Source organism: Streptomyces sp. NPDC085931 (genome assembly GCF_044540565.1).
In the GTDB taxonomy this organism is placed as follows: Bacteria; Actinomycetota; Actinomycetes; order Streptomycetales; family Streptomycetaceae; genus Streptomyces.
On the sequence record NZ_JBITSK010000005.1, the window covers coordinates 435,435 to 448,909 of the forward strand.

Annotated in this window: 13 protein-coding genes and 5 tRNA genes; 15 read left to right on the plus strand and 3 right to left on the minus strand. The window is 71.3% G+C overall.

From position 1 onward, the window contains the following. The first annotated feature begins 126 nt into the window (after positions 1–126). From ACIGAN_RS13110 to ACIGAN_RS13150, 9 genes are all read left to right on the plus strand, one after another. Positions 127–903: a fumarylacetoacetate hydrolase family protein gene (locus ACIGAN_RS13110; protein WP_365094490.1), complete on the plus strand. Its 777-nt coding sequence runs from the start codon at positions 127–129 to the stop codon at positions 901–903. Continuing rightward, positions 896–2,380 carry a glutamate--tRNA ligase gene (gene gltX / locus ACIGAN_RS13115; protein WP_399857174.1) on the plus strand — a complete coding sequence of 495 codons (1,485 nt, stop codon included), beginning with the start codon at positions 896–898 and terminating at the stop codon, positions 2,378–2,380. Before ACIGAN_RS13110 ends, gltX begins: the two co-directional genes overlap by 8 nt. Positions 2,381–2,550: 170 nt before the next feature. Continuing rightward, the gene (locus ACIGAN_RS13120; protein ID WP_399857175.1) at positions 2,551–4,764 is read left to right on the plus strand and encodes a hypothetical protein; all 2,214 of its coding nucleotides are present in this window, start codon (positions 2,551–2,553) and stop codon (positions 4,762–4,764) included. A 29-nt stretch (positions 4,765–4,793) separates the two neighbouring features. Then, positions 4,794–5,525 (plus strand): HAD family hydrolase, encoded by a 732-nt coding sequence (locus ACIGAN_RS13125; protein ID WP_365094481.1) that lies wholly within the window; start codon positions 4,794–4,796, stop codon positions 5,523–5,525. 90 nt (positions 5,526–5,615) lie between these two features. Next, a tRNA-Gln gene (locus ACIGAN_RS13130) sits at positions 5,616–5,687 on the plus strand. A 40-nt stretch (positions 5,688–5,727) separates the two neighbouring features. Further along, positions 5,728–5,800: transfer RNA gene (locus tag ACIGAN_RS13135), tRNA-Glu, on the plus strand. A 39-nt stretch (positions 5,801–5,839) separates the two neighbouring features. Next, a tRNA-Glu gene (locus tag ACIGAN_RS13140) sits at positions 5,840–5,912 on the plus strand. A 20-nt stretch (positions 5,913–5,932) separates the two neighbouring features. Further along, positions 5,933–6,004, plus strand: a tRNA-Gln gene (locus ACIGAN_RS13145). Between the two features lie 28 nt (positions 6,005–6,032). Then, a tRNA-Glu gene (locus tag ACIGAN_RS13150) sits at positions 6,033–6,105 on the plus strand. Between the two features lie 178 nt (positions 6,106–6,283). On the opposite strand, the gene ndgR is transcribed toward ACIGAN_RS13150, so the two are convergent. Next, positions 6,284–6,997, minus strand: a complete 714-nt coding sequence (gene ndgR / locus ACIGAN_RS13155) for an IclR family transcriptional regulator NdgR (protein ID WP_094055732.1) — start codon at positions 6,995–6,997, stop codon at positions 6,284–6,286. A gap of 194 nt (positions 6,998–7,191) precedes the next feature. Here ndgR and leuC point away from each other — a divergent pair, with 194 nt between their 5' ends. The 4 genes from leuC (at position 7,192) to ACIGAN_RS13175 (ending at position 10,514) form a co-directional block, all read left to right on the plus strand. Beyond that, positions 7,192–8,622, plus strand: a complete 1,431-nt coding sequence (gene leuC, locus ACIGAN_RS13160) for a 3-isopropylmalate dehydratase large subunit (RefSeq protein WP_365094478.1) — start codon at positions 7,192–7,194, stop codon at positions 8,620–8,622. Between the two features lie 6 nt (positions 8,623–8,628). Further along, positions 8,629–9,222: a 3-isopropylmalate dehydratase small subunit gene (gene leuD, locus ACIGAN_RS13165; RefSeq protein ID WP_365094475.1), complete on the plus strand. Its 594-nt coding sequence runs from the start codon at positions 8,629–8,631 to the stop codon at positions 9,220–9,222. A 277-nt stretch (positions 9,223–9,499) separates the two neighbouring features. Further along, positions 9,500–9,730 carry a hypothetical protein gene (locus ACIGAN_RS13170; RefSeq protein WP_094055842.1) on the plus strand — a complete coding sequence of 77 codons (231 nt, stop codon included), beginning with the start codon at positions 9,500–9,502 and terminating at the stop codon, positions 9,728–9,730. A gap of 136 nt (positions 9,731–9,866) precedes the next feature. After that, on the plus strand, positions 9,867–10,514 hold the full coding sequence (locus tag ACIGAN_RS13175; protein WP_365094472.1) for an HU family DNA-binding protein: 648 nt from the start codon (positions 9,867–9,869) through the stop codon (positions 10,512–10,514). Between the two features lie 81 nt (positions 10,515–10,595). Here the strand turns inward: ACIGAN_RS13175 and ACIGAN_RS13180 are convergent, their stop codons facing one another. Both ACIGAN_RS13180 and cofC read right to left on the minus strand, forming a co-directional pair. Next, the gene (locus ACIGAN_RS13180; protein ID WP_365094470.1) at positions 10,596–10,799 is read right to left on the minus strand and encodes a hypothetical protein; all 204 of its coding nucleotides are present in this window, start codon (positions 10,797–10,799) and stop codon (positions 10,596–10,598) included. A 9-nt stretch (positions 10,800–10,808) separates the two neighbouring features. Beyond that, on the minus strand, positions 10,809–11,447 hold the full coding sequence (gene cofC / locus ACIGAN_RS13185) for a 2-phospho-L-lactate guanylyltransferase (protein ID WP_365094468.1): 639 nt from the start codon (positions 11,445–11,447) through the stop codon (positions 10,809–10,811). 157 nt (positions 11,448–11,604) lie between these two features. Here cofC and ACIGAN_RS13190 point away from each other — a divergent pair, with 157 nt between their 5' ends. Next, positions 11,605–12,426, plus strand: a complete 822-nt coding sequence (locus ACIGAN_RS13190) for a lysophospholipid acyltransferase family protein (protein WP_365739341.1) — start codon at positions 11,605–11,607, stop codon at positions 12,424–12,426. Continuing rightward, a complete protein-coding gene (locus tag ACIGAN_RS13195) occupies positions 12,423–13,433 on the plus strand; it encodes an NAD(P)H-dependent glycerol-3-phosphate dehydrogenase (RefSeq protein WP_365739339.1) in 1,011 nt (336 codons plus the stop codon). Before ACIGAN_RS13190 ends, ACIGAN_RS13195 begins: the two co-directional genes overlap by 4 nt. The last annotated feature ends 42 nt before the right edge of the window (positions 13,434–13,475 follow it).

Genomic DNA, 13,475 nt, shown 5'->3' on the forward strand with positions numbered 1-13,475 from the left:
GACGGACCCCGAGGGGCGCCCCCGGCGACGGGGACGCCCCTCGTGCGTGCGCACGGCGGGGACACCTCCCCGCGTTAGCCTGGAGCGTCAGACTCCAGCCGCTTCAGTCAAGGGGCCAAGCATCCCGTGCGCATCGCCAGATTCTCCATCGACGGGAACGTCGCCTTCGGCGCCATCGAGGGCGAGAAGCAGGACGAACTCGTCCTGGACATCATCAAGGGCATCCCGTTCGCGGACTTCGAGCTCTCCGGGACGAAGGTGCCGGTCGGCAAGGTGAGGCTGCTGCCGCCGGTGCTGCCCAACAAGGTCGTGGCCTTCGGCCGCAACTACGCGGAGCACGCGCGCGAGCTGGGCAACGAGGTGCCCGACGCCCCCTTCGCCTTCTTCAAGCCGTCCACCTCGGTGATCGGCCCCGGCGACGAGATCCAGTACCCCTCCTTCTCCGAGGAGCTGCACCACGAGGCCGAGCTGGCCGTGGTCATCGGCCGGATGTGCCGCGAGGTCCCGCGCGAACGGGTCAAGGACGTCATCTTCGGCTACACCTGCGCCAACGACATCACCGCCCGCGACGTCCAGAAGCGCGAGAAGCAGTGGGCCCGGGCCAAGGGCTTCGACAGCTCCTGCCCGCTCGGCCCCTGGGTGGAGACCGACCTCGACCCCTCGGACCTGACCATCCAGCTCACGGTCAACGGGCAGCAGCGCCAGCTCGGCCGCACCAGCGAGATGATCCACTCCGTCGAGGACCTGATCGTCAACATCTCCGAGGCCATGACGCTGCTCCCCGGCGACGTGATCCTCACGGGCACCCCGGCTGGGGTCGGCCCCCTGAACGTCGGCGACGAGGTCGCCGTCACCATCGAAGGCATCGGCACTCTCACCAACAAGGTTGTCAAGCGTGGCTAGCGCATCCGCCCCAGCAGTCCGTGTCCGTTTCTGCCCGTCGCCCACCGGTAACCCCCATGTGGGCCTGGTGCGCACCGCCCTGTTCAACTGGGCGTTCGCCAAGCACCACGGCGGCACCCTGGTCTTCCGCATCGAGGACACCGACGCGGCCCGCGACTCCGAGGAGTCCTACACCCAGCTGCTGGACTCGATGCGCTGGCTGGGCTTCGACTGGGACGAGGGCCCCGAGGTCGGCGGCCCGCACGCGCCGTACCGCCAGTCGCAGCGCATGGACCTGTACAAGGACGTCGCCGCCAAGCTGCTGGACGCCGGCCACGCCTACCACTGCTACTGCTCCCAGGAGGAGCTGGACACCCGCCGCGAGGCCGCCCGCGCCGCCGGCAGGCCGTCCGGCTACGACGGCCACTGCCGCGAGCTGACCGACGCGCAGGTCGAGGAGTACAAGGCCCAGGGCCGCGAGCCGATCGTCCGCTTCCGGATGCCCGACGAGACGATCACCTTCACCGACCTCGTCCGCGGCGAGCTGACCTTCACCCCGGAGAACGTCCCGGACTACGGCATCGTCCGCGCCAACGGCGCCCCGCTGTACACCCTGGTCAACCCGGTCGACGACGCCCTGATGGAGATCACCCACGTCCTGCGCGGCGAGGACCTGCTCTCCTCCACCCCCCGCCAGATCGCCCTGTACAAGGCGCTGATCGAGCTGGGCATCGCCCAGGACATCCCGCGGTTCGGCCACCTGCCGTACGTGATGGGCGAGGGCAACAAGAAGCTGTCCAAGCGCGACCCGCAGTCCAGCCTGAACCTCTACCGGGAGCGCGGCTTCCTCCCCGAGGGCCTGCTCAACTACCTCTCGCTGCTCGGCTGGTCCCTCTCCGCCGACCAGGACGTCTTCACCATCGACGAGATGATCGCCGCGTTCGACGTCTCCGACGTGAACCCGAACCCGGCGCGCTTCGACCTCAAGAAGTGCGAGGCGATCAACGGCGACCACATCCGCATGCTGGACGTGAAGGACTTCACCGAGCGCTGCCGCCCGTGGCTGCAGGCGCCGTTCGCGCCCTGGGCCCCCGAGGACTTCGACGAGGCCAAGTGGCAGGCGGTCGCCCCGCACGCGCAGACCCGCCTCAAGGTGCTCTCCGAGATCACCGACAACGTCGACTTCCTGTTCCTGCCGGAGCCGGTGGAGGACGAGGCCAGCTGGAACAAGGCCATGAAGGAGGGCTCGGACGCCCTGCTGCGCACGGCCCGCGAGAAGCTCGAGGCGGCCGACTGGACCTCCGCCGAGTCGCTCAAGGAGGCCGTCCTGGCCGCCGGTGAGGCCCACGGCCTCAAGCTCGGCAAGGCCCAGGCCCCGGTCCGGGTCGCCGTCACCGGCCGCACGGTCGGCCTGCCGCTCTTCGAGTCCCTGGAGGTCCTGGGCAAGGAGACGACCCTGGCCCGGATCGACGCGGCGCTGGCGAAGCTGGCCGCGTAACGACACGGTTCCCCCGAGGGCGGCGTCCGGTTCGGGCGCCGCCCTCGCCGTGTCCGCCCAGCCGTCACCCGGAGTTCACCCCTCCGGCCAACTCCCGTCCGCGACGGGGGCGTTGGATGCCTCCTGTGCACACGGTGCGCGTGTGTGCCCTGGTACCGGGGAAAGGGAACATGAGCCGTTCACGAAGACTCGTCCACACGGTCGTCGGCGGGGTGGTGGCCCTGTCCTGCACCGCGCTGACCCCGCCCGCGCAGGCGGCGCCGGCGGCCGACGCGCCGGCCGGCACGGTGCGCCTGGTCACCGAGCGGCGCGTGACCGTCGACTACCCGTGGGCCGGTGCGTCCGGCTTCCGGTACCGGCCGGGGACCACCTCGGTCACCACGGTGGACTACCCGGACGCGACCCCGCCCGCCCACGCCGGCCCGGACGACCCGGCCAGCGGCACCGACGTCATGGCCACGCGTGACGGTCAGCAGGTCGTGCAGCGGCACCGCTCCACCGGCGTGACCGCCACCGTCACCATCCCCTCCGACCAGGCCTACCGGGCCGCCGTCGGCTGGAGCGTGCTGACCACGGACGGCTCCGGCGCCCTGCACGTGCTGCGCGGCGCCGACGGCTCCCGCACCGAGGACATCCCGGTCACCGGTGTCCCCGCGGGCGCCCGGCCCGTCTCCTACCGCACCGGCGGCTCGGCCGCCCGCCTGGCCGTCGTGTACGTGCTGGACGGCAGGACGTCCGTGGGCCTGGTCGACCTGGCCGACGGCGCCTTCCGCACCTACGTCACCAGCGACGAGGCCGCCCCGCAGCTCGCCTACAACGACCGCTGGCTGGTCGCCGACTGGAAGGCGGTCCGGGTGGACGCCGAACCCGGCACCGCGCCCACCGCCCTTACCCGGACCGGCGAGCAGCTGGAGGCGGTCGTGGGCGACCAGCTCCTGCTCGGCAACCCGATGTTCGTGGTGGGCGGCACCGAGGCCGCGCTGACCTCCCGCTCCCTCGTCACGGGCGCCACCGCCACCGTGCTCAGGTCGTCCTTCGGCGGGATCGGCCCTACCCTGGACGGCGGCGCCCTGGCCACCGCCGGTCCCTCCAGCCTCGACTGGAACATCCACCGCATCACCCTCGACGGCAACGGAGGCCTCACCACCACCGAGGTCGCCCAGGTGCCCGCCGCCGCGACCGCGGTCCAGGGCCTGGCCGCCGCCGGCGGCGAGTTGCTCCTGCACGGGGCGACCCCGGGCGGCTCGCTCCGCCACAGCGGTTTCCAGCTGGACGCCACCGGCCGCCCCACCGGCCCGCAGACCCCGCGCAGCCCGGGCCTGAGCGCCCCCACCTGCCTCGGCGGCGACGCCGCCTGCCCCCAGCTGGAGGCCCTCGGGGACGGCCGGGTCAGCCATCTGCACACCGGCGCGAGCGGCGAGGAGTCCGTGGTGACCACCGGCCTCGACACCACCACCCTCCTCGACGCGCCCACGGACGGCGACTCCGGCGGCCGCATCGCCGGCGGAACCGGCCGCTACGTGCTCTACAACGGCGGCTCCGGCAAGCAGCGGGTCCTCGACTTCCCGAGCGGCGCCACGAACGGCACGACCGTCCTCACCCGCGACCGCACCGCCGCCGCGGTCTGGGGACAGACGCTGTGGACCCCGGGCACCGCCCAGGGCACCGCTACGGGCCGCAACCTCAAGACCGGCACGACCACCACCGTCACCACCGGCGCCCCCTGCACCCCCACCGACCTCCAGGCCGTCAACACCTGGCTCTACTGGACCTGCGGCGGCACCGCCGGCGTCCTCGACCGCGCCACCGGCCGGAAGGTCACGGTCCCGGCCGACCACGGCCCGGCCCGCCTCGCCGACGGCTTCCTGCTCCGCGAGAACCGCACCACCCACGAGCTGCTGCTCACCGACTTCCACACCGGCACGGCCACCACCCGCACCCTGGTCAGGCTCCCGGCCACGGACCAGAACACCGGCGGCAGCAACGGCCGCTGGGCCGTCGACCGCTTCGGCGGCCACATCGCCCACCTCGACGGCACGTACGGCGAGGTGTCGATCGTCCCCAGCGGCGTCCCCGCCTCCCCCCTCGCGCAGATGGAGGCGCAGGTCCCCTCGCCGTCCGTGATCGGCAGGTCGTTCCCCTGGTCACCGGTGTGGCAGCTGAACAAGCCGTCCACCTGGACCCTGACCCTCGCCGACGCCTCCGGCACGGTCGTGCGCACCCTGACCGGCGCCTCCACGGCAGCCGCCGTACGCCCCGCCTGGGACGGCACCACCGACACCGGCCGCCCCACGGGCGGCACCTGCACCTGGAAGCTCACCGCCCACCCGCGCGACGACCGGGGACCGGACCTCACGCTCTCCGGCACCCTGACCCTGGGCTGAGTGCGCACCGCCGTGGGTACGGTCGGACCATGAGCATCCACGCCGTGGTCTGGGACGTCGACGACACCCTCTTCGACTACACCACCGCCGACCGCCTCGGCATGCGCGCGCACCTGACGGCCGAGGGCCTGCTCGACGACCGCGAGACCGTCGAGCAGGCCCTCGCCCGCTGGCGCGAGGTCACCGACCGGCACTGGGCCCGGTTCGCGGCCGGCGAGACCACCTGGGAGGCCCAGTGCCGCGACCGCGTACGGGTCTTCCTGGACCGCGACCTCACCGACACCGAGGCCGACGCCTGGTACCGGCGGTACATCGCCCACTACGAGGCGGCCTGGGCCCTCTTCCCGGACGTCCTGCCCGTCCTCGACGCGCTCGCCGCCAGCCACCGGCACGCGGTGCTCTCCAACTCCAGCCTCCGGGTCCAGGACCGCAAGCTGCGCACCCTCGGCGTCCACGACCGCTTCGAGACGATCCTGTGCGCGGCGGAGCTGGGCATCTCCAAGCCGGAGGCCGGCGCGTTCCTCGCCGCCTGCGACGCCCTCGGCCTGCCGCCCCGCCAGGTCGCCTACGTCGGCGACCACCCGGAGATCGACGGCCGGGGCGCGGCCGAGGCCGGGATGCTGTCGGTGTGGATCGACCGCGGCGGCCGGTACGCCACGATCGACCCGCCCGTCGGCCCGCACCGCATCGCCTCCCTCGCCGAACTGCCGTCCCTGCTGGGCGGGGATACTCGTTTTGGAGCCCCGTCCACCTTCGGGTAATGTTCTTCCTGCGCCGCGGGAAGCGGGCCGGAAGGCCGGAAGCCCAGGCGCACAGCTAGAACGAGATCCCCTCAGGGGCTTGCGTTCCAGTGGCCTATGGTGTAATTGGCAGCACGACTGATTCTGGTTCAGTTAGTCTTGGTTCGAGTCCAGGTAGGCCAGCTCGCAGAGCTCATCTGCGCCAGCGGATTCCGATCCGCAAGCCCCCGTTGTGTAGCGGCCTAGCACGCTGCCCTCTCAAGGCAGTAGCGCCGGTTCGAATCCGGTCGGGGGTACTGGTTCCGGAGGATCGACGATCATCCGGAGCTGCTAGGGCCCCCGTTGTGTAGCGGCCTAGCACGCCGCCCTCTCAAGGCGGTAGCGCCGGTTCGAATCCGGTCGGGGGTACTGACTGGTCTAAACCACATTGGTCTATGGTGTAATTGGCAGCACGACTGATTCTGGTTCAGTTAGTCTTGGTTCGAGTCCAGGTAGACCAGCTCGGACCTGCGGAAACGCAGTGTCCACGCCCCCGTTGTGTAGCGGCCTAGCACGCCGCCCTCTCAAGGCGGTAGCGCCGGTTCGAATCCGGTCGGGGGTACATCGTGAAAGGCCCTCCACTTCGGTGGAGGGCCTTTTCGTGTGCGCCGCCTCAGGGGCGCGGGGGAGTGCGCGCTCAGCCGCGGACGGGCCGCAGTCGACGACGGACCCGCCACCGGCACGGCACCGACTCGGGGAAGACCTGCCGCGGCGTCGAGGCCGGCCTTCCCCGCATCCGCTCAGCCGCGCCGCAGCGCCTCGGACAGGCGCCCCGCCGCGTCGATCACGGCCTGCGCGTGCATCCGGCCCGGGTGCCGGGTCAGCCGCTCGATGGGCCCGGAGACGGACACCGCCGCCACCACCCGGTTCGACGGCCCCCGCACCGGCGCGGACACGGACGCGACGCCCGGCTCCCGCTCGCCGATCGACTGGGCCCAGCCGCGCCGCCGTACGCCCGACAGGGCCGTCGCCGTGAACCGGGCCCCCTGCAGGCCGCGGTGCAGCCGCTCCGGCTCCTCCCAGGCCAGCAGGATCTGCGCCGAGGAGCCGGCCTTCATCGTGAGCGTCGAACCGACCGGGACCGTGTCCCGCAGTCCGGACAGCCGCTCCGCCGCGGCGACGCAGATGCGCATGTCGCCCTGGCGGCGGTAGAGCTGCGCGCTCTCGCCCGTGACATCGCGCAGATGCGTGAGCACCGGGCCGGCGGTGGCGAGGAGACGGTCCTCACCCGCGGCCGCGGCCAGCTCGGCCAGGCGGGGGCCGAGAATGAAACGGCCCTGCATGTCCCGCGCCACCATGCGGTGGTGCTCCAGGGCCACGGCCAGGCGGTGAGCCGTGGGTCGTGCCAGTCCGGTGGCGCCGACCAGGCCCGCGAGGGTGGCCGGACCGGACTCCAGAGCGCTCAGGACGAGGGCCGCCTTGTCCAGAACGCCGACGCCGCTACTGTTGTCCATGCAACGATACTCGCGTCTCACTCTGTGAAACGCAAGTTCAAATTTCTCCGGAACCCGCCACCCTGGAATCACGAAGTCACAACGGCCCGTGACGTAAGGGCCTGGTGGTGTGTGCCCGGTATCAGGGGAACGGGCACCGCCTCTCAAGATCTCTAGTTGGGTCGGCGGATGGCCGTCGGCCGGAGGGAACAGCGATGGGTAGGACACTCGCGGAGAAAGTCTGGGACGACCATGTCGTCCGCCGCGCGGAGGGCGAGCCCGACCTTCTCTTCATCGATCTGCACCTGCTGCACGAGGTGACCAGCCCGCAGGCCTTCGACGGTCTCCGCAAGAGCGGCCGCCCCGTGCGGCGCCTCGACCTCACCATCGCCACCGAGGACCACAACACCCCCACCCTCGACATCGACAAGCCCATCGCCGACCCCGTCTCGCGGGTCCAGCTGGAGACGCTGCGCAAGAACGCCGCCGAGTTCGGGGTGCGGCTGCACCCGCTGGGCGACGTCGAGCAGGGCGTCGTGCACGTCGTCGGCCCGCAGCTGGGCCTGACCCAGCCCGGCATGACCGTCGTCTGCGGCGACTCCCACACCTCCACGCACGGCGCCTTCGGCGCGCTGGCCTTCGGCATCGGCACCTCCCAGGTGGAGCACGTGCTGGCCACCCAGACCCTGCCCATGGCCCGCCCGAAGACCATGGCCATCACGGTCGACGGCGAACTGCCCGAGGGCGTCACCGCCAAGGACCTGATCCTGGCGATCATCGCGAAGATCGGCACCGGCGGCGGCCAGGGCTACGTCCTGGAGTACCGCGGCTCCGCCATCGAGAAGCTCTCGATGGAGGCCCGCATGACCATCTGCAACATGTCGATCGAGGCCGGCGCCCGCGCGGGCATGATCGCCCCGGACGAGACCACGTTCGCGTACCTCAAGGGCCGTCCGCACGCCCCCGAGGGGGAGGACTGGGACGCGGCCGTCGCGTACTGGAAGACGCTGAGGACGGACGAGGACGCCGAGTTCGACGCCGAGGTCGTCATCGACGCCGCCGCGCTGTCGCCGTTCGTCACCTGGGGCACCAACCCCGGGCAGGGCGCACCGCTTTCGGCGTCCGTCCCCGATCCCGCTTCGTACGAAGACGCATCGGAGCGCCACGCCGCCGAAAGGGCCCTGGAGTACATGGGGTTGGAGGCCGGCCAGCCGCTGCGTTCCATCAAGGTGGACACCGTCTTCGTAGGCTCGTGCACCAACGGCCGCATCGAGGACCTGCGCGCCGCCGCCGAGCTGCTCAAGGGCCGCAAAGTCGCCGACGGCGTACGGATGCTGGTCGTCCCGGGCTCCGCCCGGGTCGGTCTGCAGGCCGTCTCCGAGGGGCTGGACGTCGTCTTCAAGGAGGCCGGCGCCGAGTGGCGGCACGCGGGCTGCTCGATGTGCCTGGGCATGAACCCCGACCAGCTGGCGCCGGGGGAGCGTTCCGCGTCCACCTCCAACCGCAACTTCGAGGGACGGCAGGGCAAGGGCGGCCGTACGCACCTGGTGTCGCCGCAGGTCGCGGCGGCCACCGCCGTCCTGGGCCACCTGGCCTCCCCGGCCGACCTGGCCGACGCCGACGTCCGCACGCCCGCTGGAGTCTGATCAGTCATGGAAGCATTCACCACCCACACCGGCCGGGCCGTCCCGCTGCGCCGCAGCAACGTCGACACCGACCAGATCATCCCCGCCCACTGGCTCAAGAAGGTCACGCGCGACGGATTCGAGGACGGGCTGTTCGAGGCCTGGCGCAAGGACGCGTCCTTCGTGCTCAACCAGCCCGAGCGGCAGGGCGCGACCGTGCTGGTCGCGGGCCCCGACTTCGGCACCGGCTCCTCCCGCGAGCACGCCGTCTGGGCGCTGCAGAACTACGGCTTCAAGGCCGTGATCTCCTCCCGCTTCGCCGACATCTTCCGCGGCAACTCGCTCAAGAACGGCCTCCTCACGGTCGTCCTGGAGCAGAAGATCGTGGACGCGCTGTGGGAACTCACCGAGCGGGACCCGCAGACCGAGGTCACCGTCGACCTGGTCGCCCGCGAGGTGCGCGCCGAGGGCATCACCGCCTCCTTCGAGCTGGACGAGAACTCCCGCTGGCGGCTGCTGAACGGCCTCGACGACATCTCGATCACCCTGCAGAACGAGGCGGACATCGCCGCGTACGAGGCGAAGCGCCCGTCGTTCAAGCCGCGGACCCTCCCGGTCTGATCCGGAACACGGTCCACCGCCCCTGAGCAAGGCGACTTTCGGCCACCGCAACACCCCCGCCGTACCCCCGATCAGCCCGATCGGGGGTACGGCCGTTTCTGCACTCGAACGGCCCTGTCCGCCCCCGGTTCGGCAGTCAACTGGCCACGTTATGGCAGTGGTTGTCGGGGTAGGCGAGTGGTGCAGCCGTGACTTCCGGGTGTGCCCGGAAGGCCTTTTGAGGCGGCAGTTGTCCCCTGCGCAGGCGACAACTCGCCCCAGATGGCACAATCTGTGCATGGAACACGACGGCCAACTCGAGCTCTATACGGCAGTCGCGGACCAACTCAAGGAAGCGCACGCAAGGGTGCGCGCACTGCAAGTCCCGGAGGGCGTACGGATGGCGCTGACCCGGAAGCTGCTGGTCATTACGGCCGCGGCCAAGCACGATCTCGCCGACGCGGCAAGGCGGCTGGAGCGGTTCACCGCGGACCTCGACGAGGGGCGTATCCCCGACGAGGAACGCTGAACCCGCCGATACCGCCGGGCTCGTTGCGGCACAAGGGTGATAAGCCCGTTTCGTGTTTGATTTGCGGTATATATCTGCCTAACGTGCGAAAAAGCTTGAACACTTTCGTTCTGGCGATGTCTCCGAAGGGGAAGACGTGAACAAGGCGCAGCTCGTAGAAGCGATTGCCGACAAGATGGGCGGCCGCCAGCAGGCCGCCGACGCTGTCGACCATGTACTGGACGCCATCGTCCGCGCGGTGGTCGCGGGTGACCGGGTCTCGGTCACCGGCTTCGGTTCCTTCGAGAAGGTCGACCGTCCGGCCCGCTACGCCCGTAACCCCCAGACGGGCGAGCGGGTTCGGGTCAAGAAGACCTCCGTTCCGCGTTTCCGCGCGGGTCAGGGCTTCAAGGACCTGGTCAGCGGCTCGAAGAAGCTCCCGAAGGGTGACATCGCCGTCAAGAAGGCCCCCAAGGGCAGCCTGTCCGGCCCGCCCCCCACCATCGCCAAGTCCGCGGGCAAGAAGGCCGCGGCGAAGAAGACGGCGGGTGCGGCGAAGACCACCACGGCGCGCAAGACGGCCGCGAAGAAGGCCACCACCACGAAGACGGCGGCCGCGAAGAAGACCACGGCGAAGAAGGCGCCCGCCAAGAAGACGACGACGGCGTCCAAGACCACGGCGGCCAAGAAGACCACCGCCAAGAAGTCGTCCCCCGCGAAGAAGGCGACCGCCACGAAGGCGCCCGCCAAGAAGTCGACGGCGCGCAAGACCACCGCCAAGAAGACCACCGCCCGCAAGAAGTAGGGGCGCCTGGGTACTCACGCGACGGGCCGGACTCCCTGACGGAGTCCGGCCCGCGGCGTGTTCAGGAAGTGGCCGGGGTGCTCAGAGGGTCTGCAGGGTCACCAGAGTGATGCGCGGGGCGTCCCCGGAGCCCTCCACCTCGATCCGCACCCGCTGCCCGGGGCGCAACAGCAGCAGGCCGCCCGCGTCGAACGCCGCCGCGTCGAAGGGCACCGGCGTGCCGTCGTCCAGGAGGACCTGCCCGCTGCGGCTGTCGGGGTCGTAGGTGTACGCGGTCGCCTGCATGCCCGCAGCCTACTGCCCGGGGATCAGCAACCGCGCGGCGGCCGCGGCCGTATGAGGGCCCACGCCGAGGGCGAGCGCGCTGCGCAGGTCGTCGCCGGTGTCCACGTCCTGGCGTACGGAATCCACGGCGGTCAGGGTCAGTTCCGCGGCGCCCGAGGCGCGGTGCCGGGCCCGGGAATCGGCGCCGAAGGCGGGGTGCAATGCGCGGCCCGGGGCGGCGGCCAGCAACGTCGTGCCGATTGCGGCCGCATCCGGCAGAAATGCGCGCGGGAATTCCGCGGCGGCCTCCAGTACCCGGGACAATTCCCGCGGGCGCAATGCCGGCAGATCGGCGTTGAGCGCGGCCACCGGGCTCGCGGGACGGGCGGCGCGCACGATGGCCGCCGCGTGCGCGAGTGCCGCGTTGAGACCACGGCCCGGTTCGTCGGCGATGATCGCGGCGCCGAGCGCGGCCAGCTCGCGGCCCGCCCGGGCGTCGTCCGTGACGACTGCCACATCCCGCACCGCCGGACAGGCCAGGACGGCCGCCACCGTGTCCTGGGCGAAGGCCAGCGCCAGGTCCGGCCGCAGCCCGTCGTCGGCGGTGTCCGCCAGCCTGCTCTTGGCCTGGGCCAGCGGCTTCAGGGGTACGACCAACGTCCACTGCACGGGGGTTCCGTCCTCCTCTTGTCGCGGTCATTGTCACCCGGGGCCTGAGGCGGGCGGCGTGCCGGGGCGTACGGTGTTCTCGACAGACCGGCGGGCTGGGGCGACACTTGTGCGGCCCCCGTGGCCGCCGTTTCAGGCCCTAGAGGAAGGTGTCCGCGTGCCCCGCCGCAGAATCGGGTTCTGGTACCGCTTCGCCGCGGTGATCTGCAAACCGCCGCTGGTGGTACTGCTCAGGCGGGATTGGCGCGGAATGGAGCACATTCCGGCTGAGGGTGGATTTATCACCGCGGTGAACCACAATTCGCACATCGACCCCTTCGCTTACGCGCACTTTCAGTACAACACCGGGCGCGTCCCGCGATTCCTCGCGAAGAGCGGGCTTTTCAAGAAGGGATTCGTCGGAGCCGCGATGCGCGGTACCGGGCAGATCCCCGTCTACCGCGAGAGCACGGACGCGCTCAGCGCCTTCCGGGCCGCCATCGACGCCGTGAACCGCGGGGAATGCGTCGCCTTCTATCCGGAGGGCACCCTCACCCGTGACCCGGACGGCTGGCCCATGACGGGCAAGACCGGGGCGGCCCGCGTCGCGCTGCAGACCAAGTGCCCGGTGATCCCCGTGGCCCAGTGGGGCTGCAACGAACTGCTGCCGCCGTACGCGAAGAAGCCGCACCTGCTGCCGCGCAAGACGCACCGCGTCCTGGCCGGGCCGCCGGTCGACCTCTCGCGGTTCTACGACCGGGAGATGACCGCGGACCTGCTCAAGGAGGCCACGGAGGTCATCATGGCCGCCATCACCGCGCAGCTGGAGGAGATCCGCGGCGAGAAGGCGCCCGAGACGCCCTACGACCCGCGCCGGGAGCGGATCGAGCAGCGGCGGCGCACGCAGGCGCAGACCAAGCGGGGCGGGCAGGAGCCGGGGCGGCCGGTGCGGTCGGCACCGTCGGCGCCGTCGGCGCAGGAAGAAGGGCTGGGGACGTGAGCAAGCCGGTCAAGGCGGCGGTGCTGAGCGCCGGTTCGTGGGGCACGGCCTTCGGGATGGTGCTCGCGGACGCGGGGTGCGAGGTCACCCTCTGGGGGCGCCGCCCGGAACTCGTGGAGGCGATCAACTCCACGCGGACCAATCCCGACTACGTCCCGGGCGTCGAGCTCCCGGAACGCGTGCGGGCCACCACGGACCCCGCCGAGGCCGCTGCCGACGCCGACTTCACGGTCCTGTCGGTCCCCTCGCAGACCCTGCGCGGCAACCTCGCCGAGTGGACCCCGCTGCTCGCTCCGCACACGGTCCTCGTGTCGCTGATGAAGGGCGTCGAGCTCGGCTCCGCGATGCGGATGAGCGAGGTCATCGACGACGTCGCCAAGGTCGGCCCGGACCGGATCGCCGTGGTCACCGGGCCCAACCTGGCCCGCGAGATCGCCGCGCGGATGCCGGCCGCGGCCGTGGTCGCCTGCACCGACGAGGCCGTCGCCCAGCGGCTCCAGGCCGCCTGCCACACGCCCTACTTCCGCCCGTACACCAACACGGACGTGGTGGGTTGCGAACTCGGCGGAGCCGTGAAGAACGTCATCGGGCTCGCCGTCGGCATCGCGGACGGCATGGGGCTCGGCGACAACGCCAAGGGCTCGCTGATCACCCGCGGTCTCGCCGAGACCACCCGGCTCGGCATGGCGCTCGGCGCCGACCCGCTGACCTTCTCCGGACTCGCGGGCCTGGGCGACCTGGTGGCGACCTGCTCCTCGCCGCTGTCGCGCAACCACACCTTCGGCACCAACCTCGGCAAGGGCATGACCCTGCAGGAGACCATCGCGGTCACCAAGCAGACCGCCGAGGGCGTCAAGTCCTGCGAGTCGGTACTGGACCTGGCCCGCAGGCACGGCGTCGACATGCCGATCACCGAGACGGTCGTCGGCATCGTGCACGAGGGCAAGCCTCCGGTGGTCGCCCTCAAGGAGCTGATGTCGCGCAGCGCGAAGCCCGAACGACGCTGAGCGACGCGACGCCGGCGGCGCTGTCTCCGGGCCCTACCACCG

Coding starts and splice junctions, on each gene's coding strand:
- ACIGAN_RS13120 (WP_399857175.1), top strand. CDS start 2,551: ATGAGCCGTTCACGAAGACTCGTCCACACGGTCGTCGGCGGGGTGGTG.
- ACIGAN_RS13125 (WP_365094481.1), top strand. CDS start 4,794: ATGAGCATCCACGCCGTGGTCTGGGACGTCGACGACACCCTCTTCGAC.
- ndgR (WP_094055732.1), bottom strand. CDS start 6,997: ATGGACAACAGTAGCGGCGTCGGCGTTCTGGACAAGGCGGCCCTCGTC.
- leuC (WP_365094478.1), top strand. CDS start 7,192: ATGGGTAGGACACTCGCGGAGAAAGTCTGGGACGACCATGTCGTCCGC.
- leuD (WP_365094475.1), top strand. CDS start 8,629: ATGGAAGCATTCACCACCCACACCGGCCGGGCCGTCCCGCTGCGCCGC.
- ACIGAN_RS13170 (WP_094055842.1), top strand. CDS start 9,500: ATGGAACACGACGGCCAACTCGAGCTCTATACGGCAGTCGCGGACCAA.
- ACIGAN_RS13180 (WP_365094470.1), bottom strand. CDS start 10,799: ATGCAGGCGACCGCGTACACCTACGACCCCGACAGCCGCAGCGGGCAG.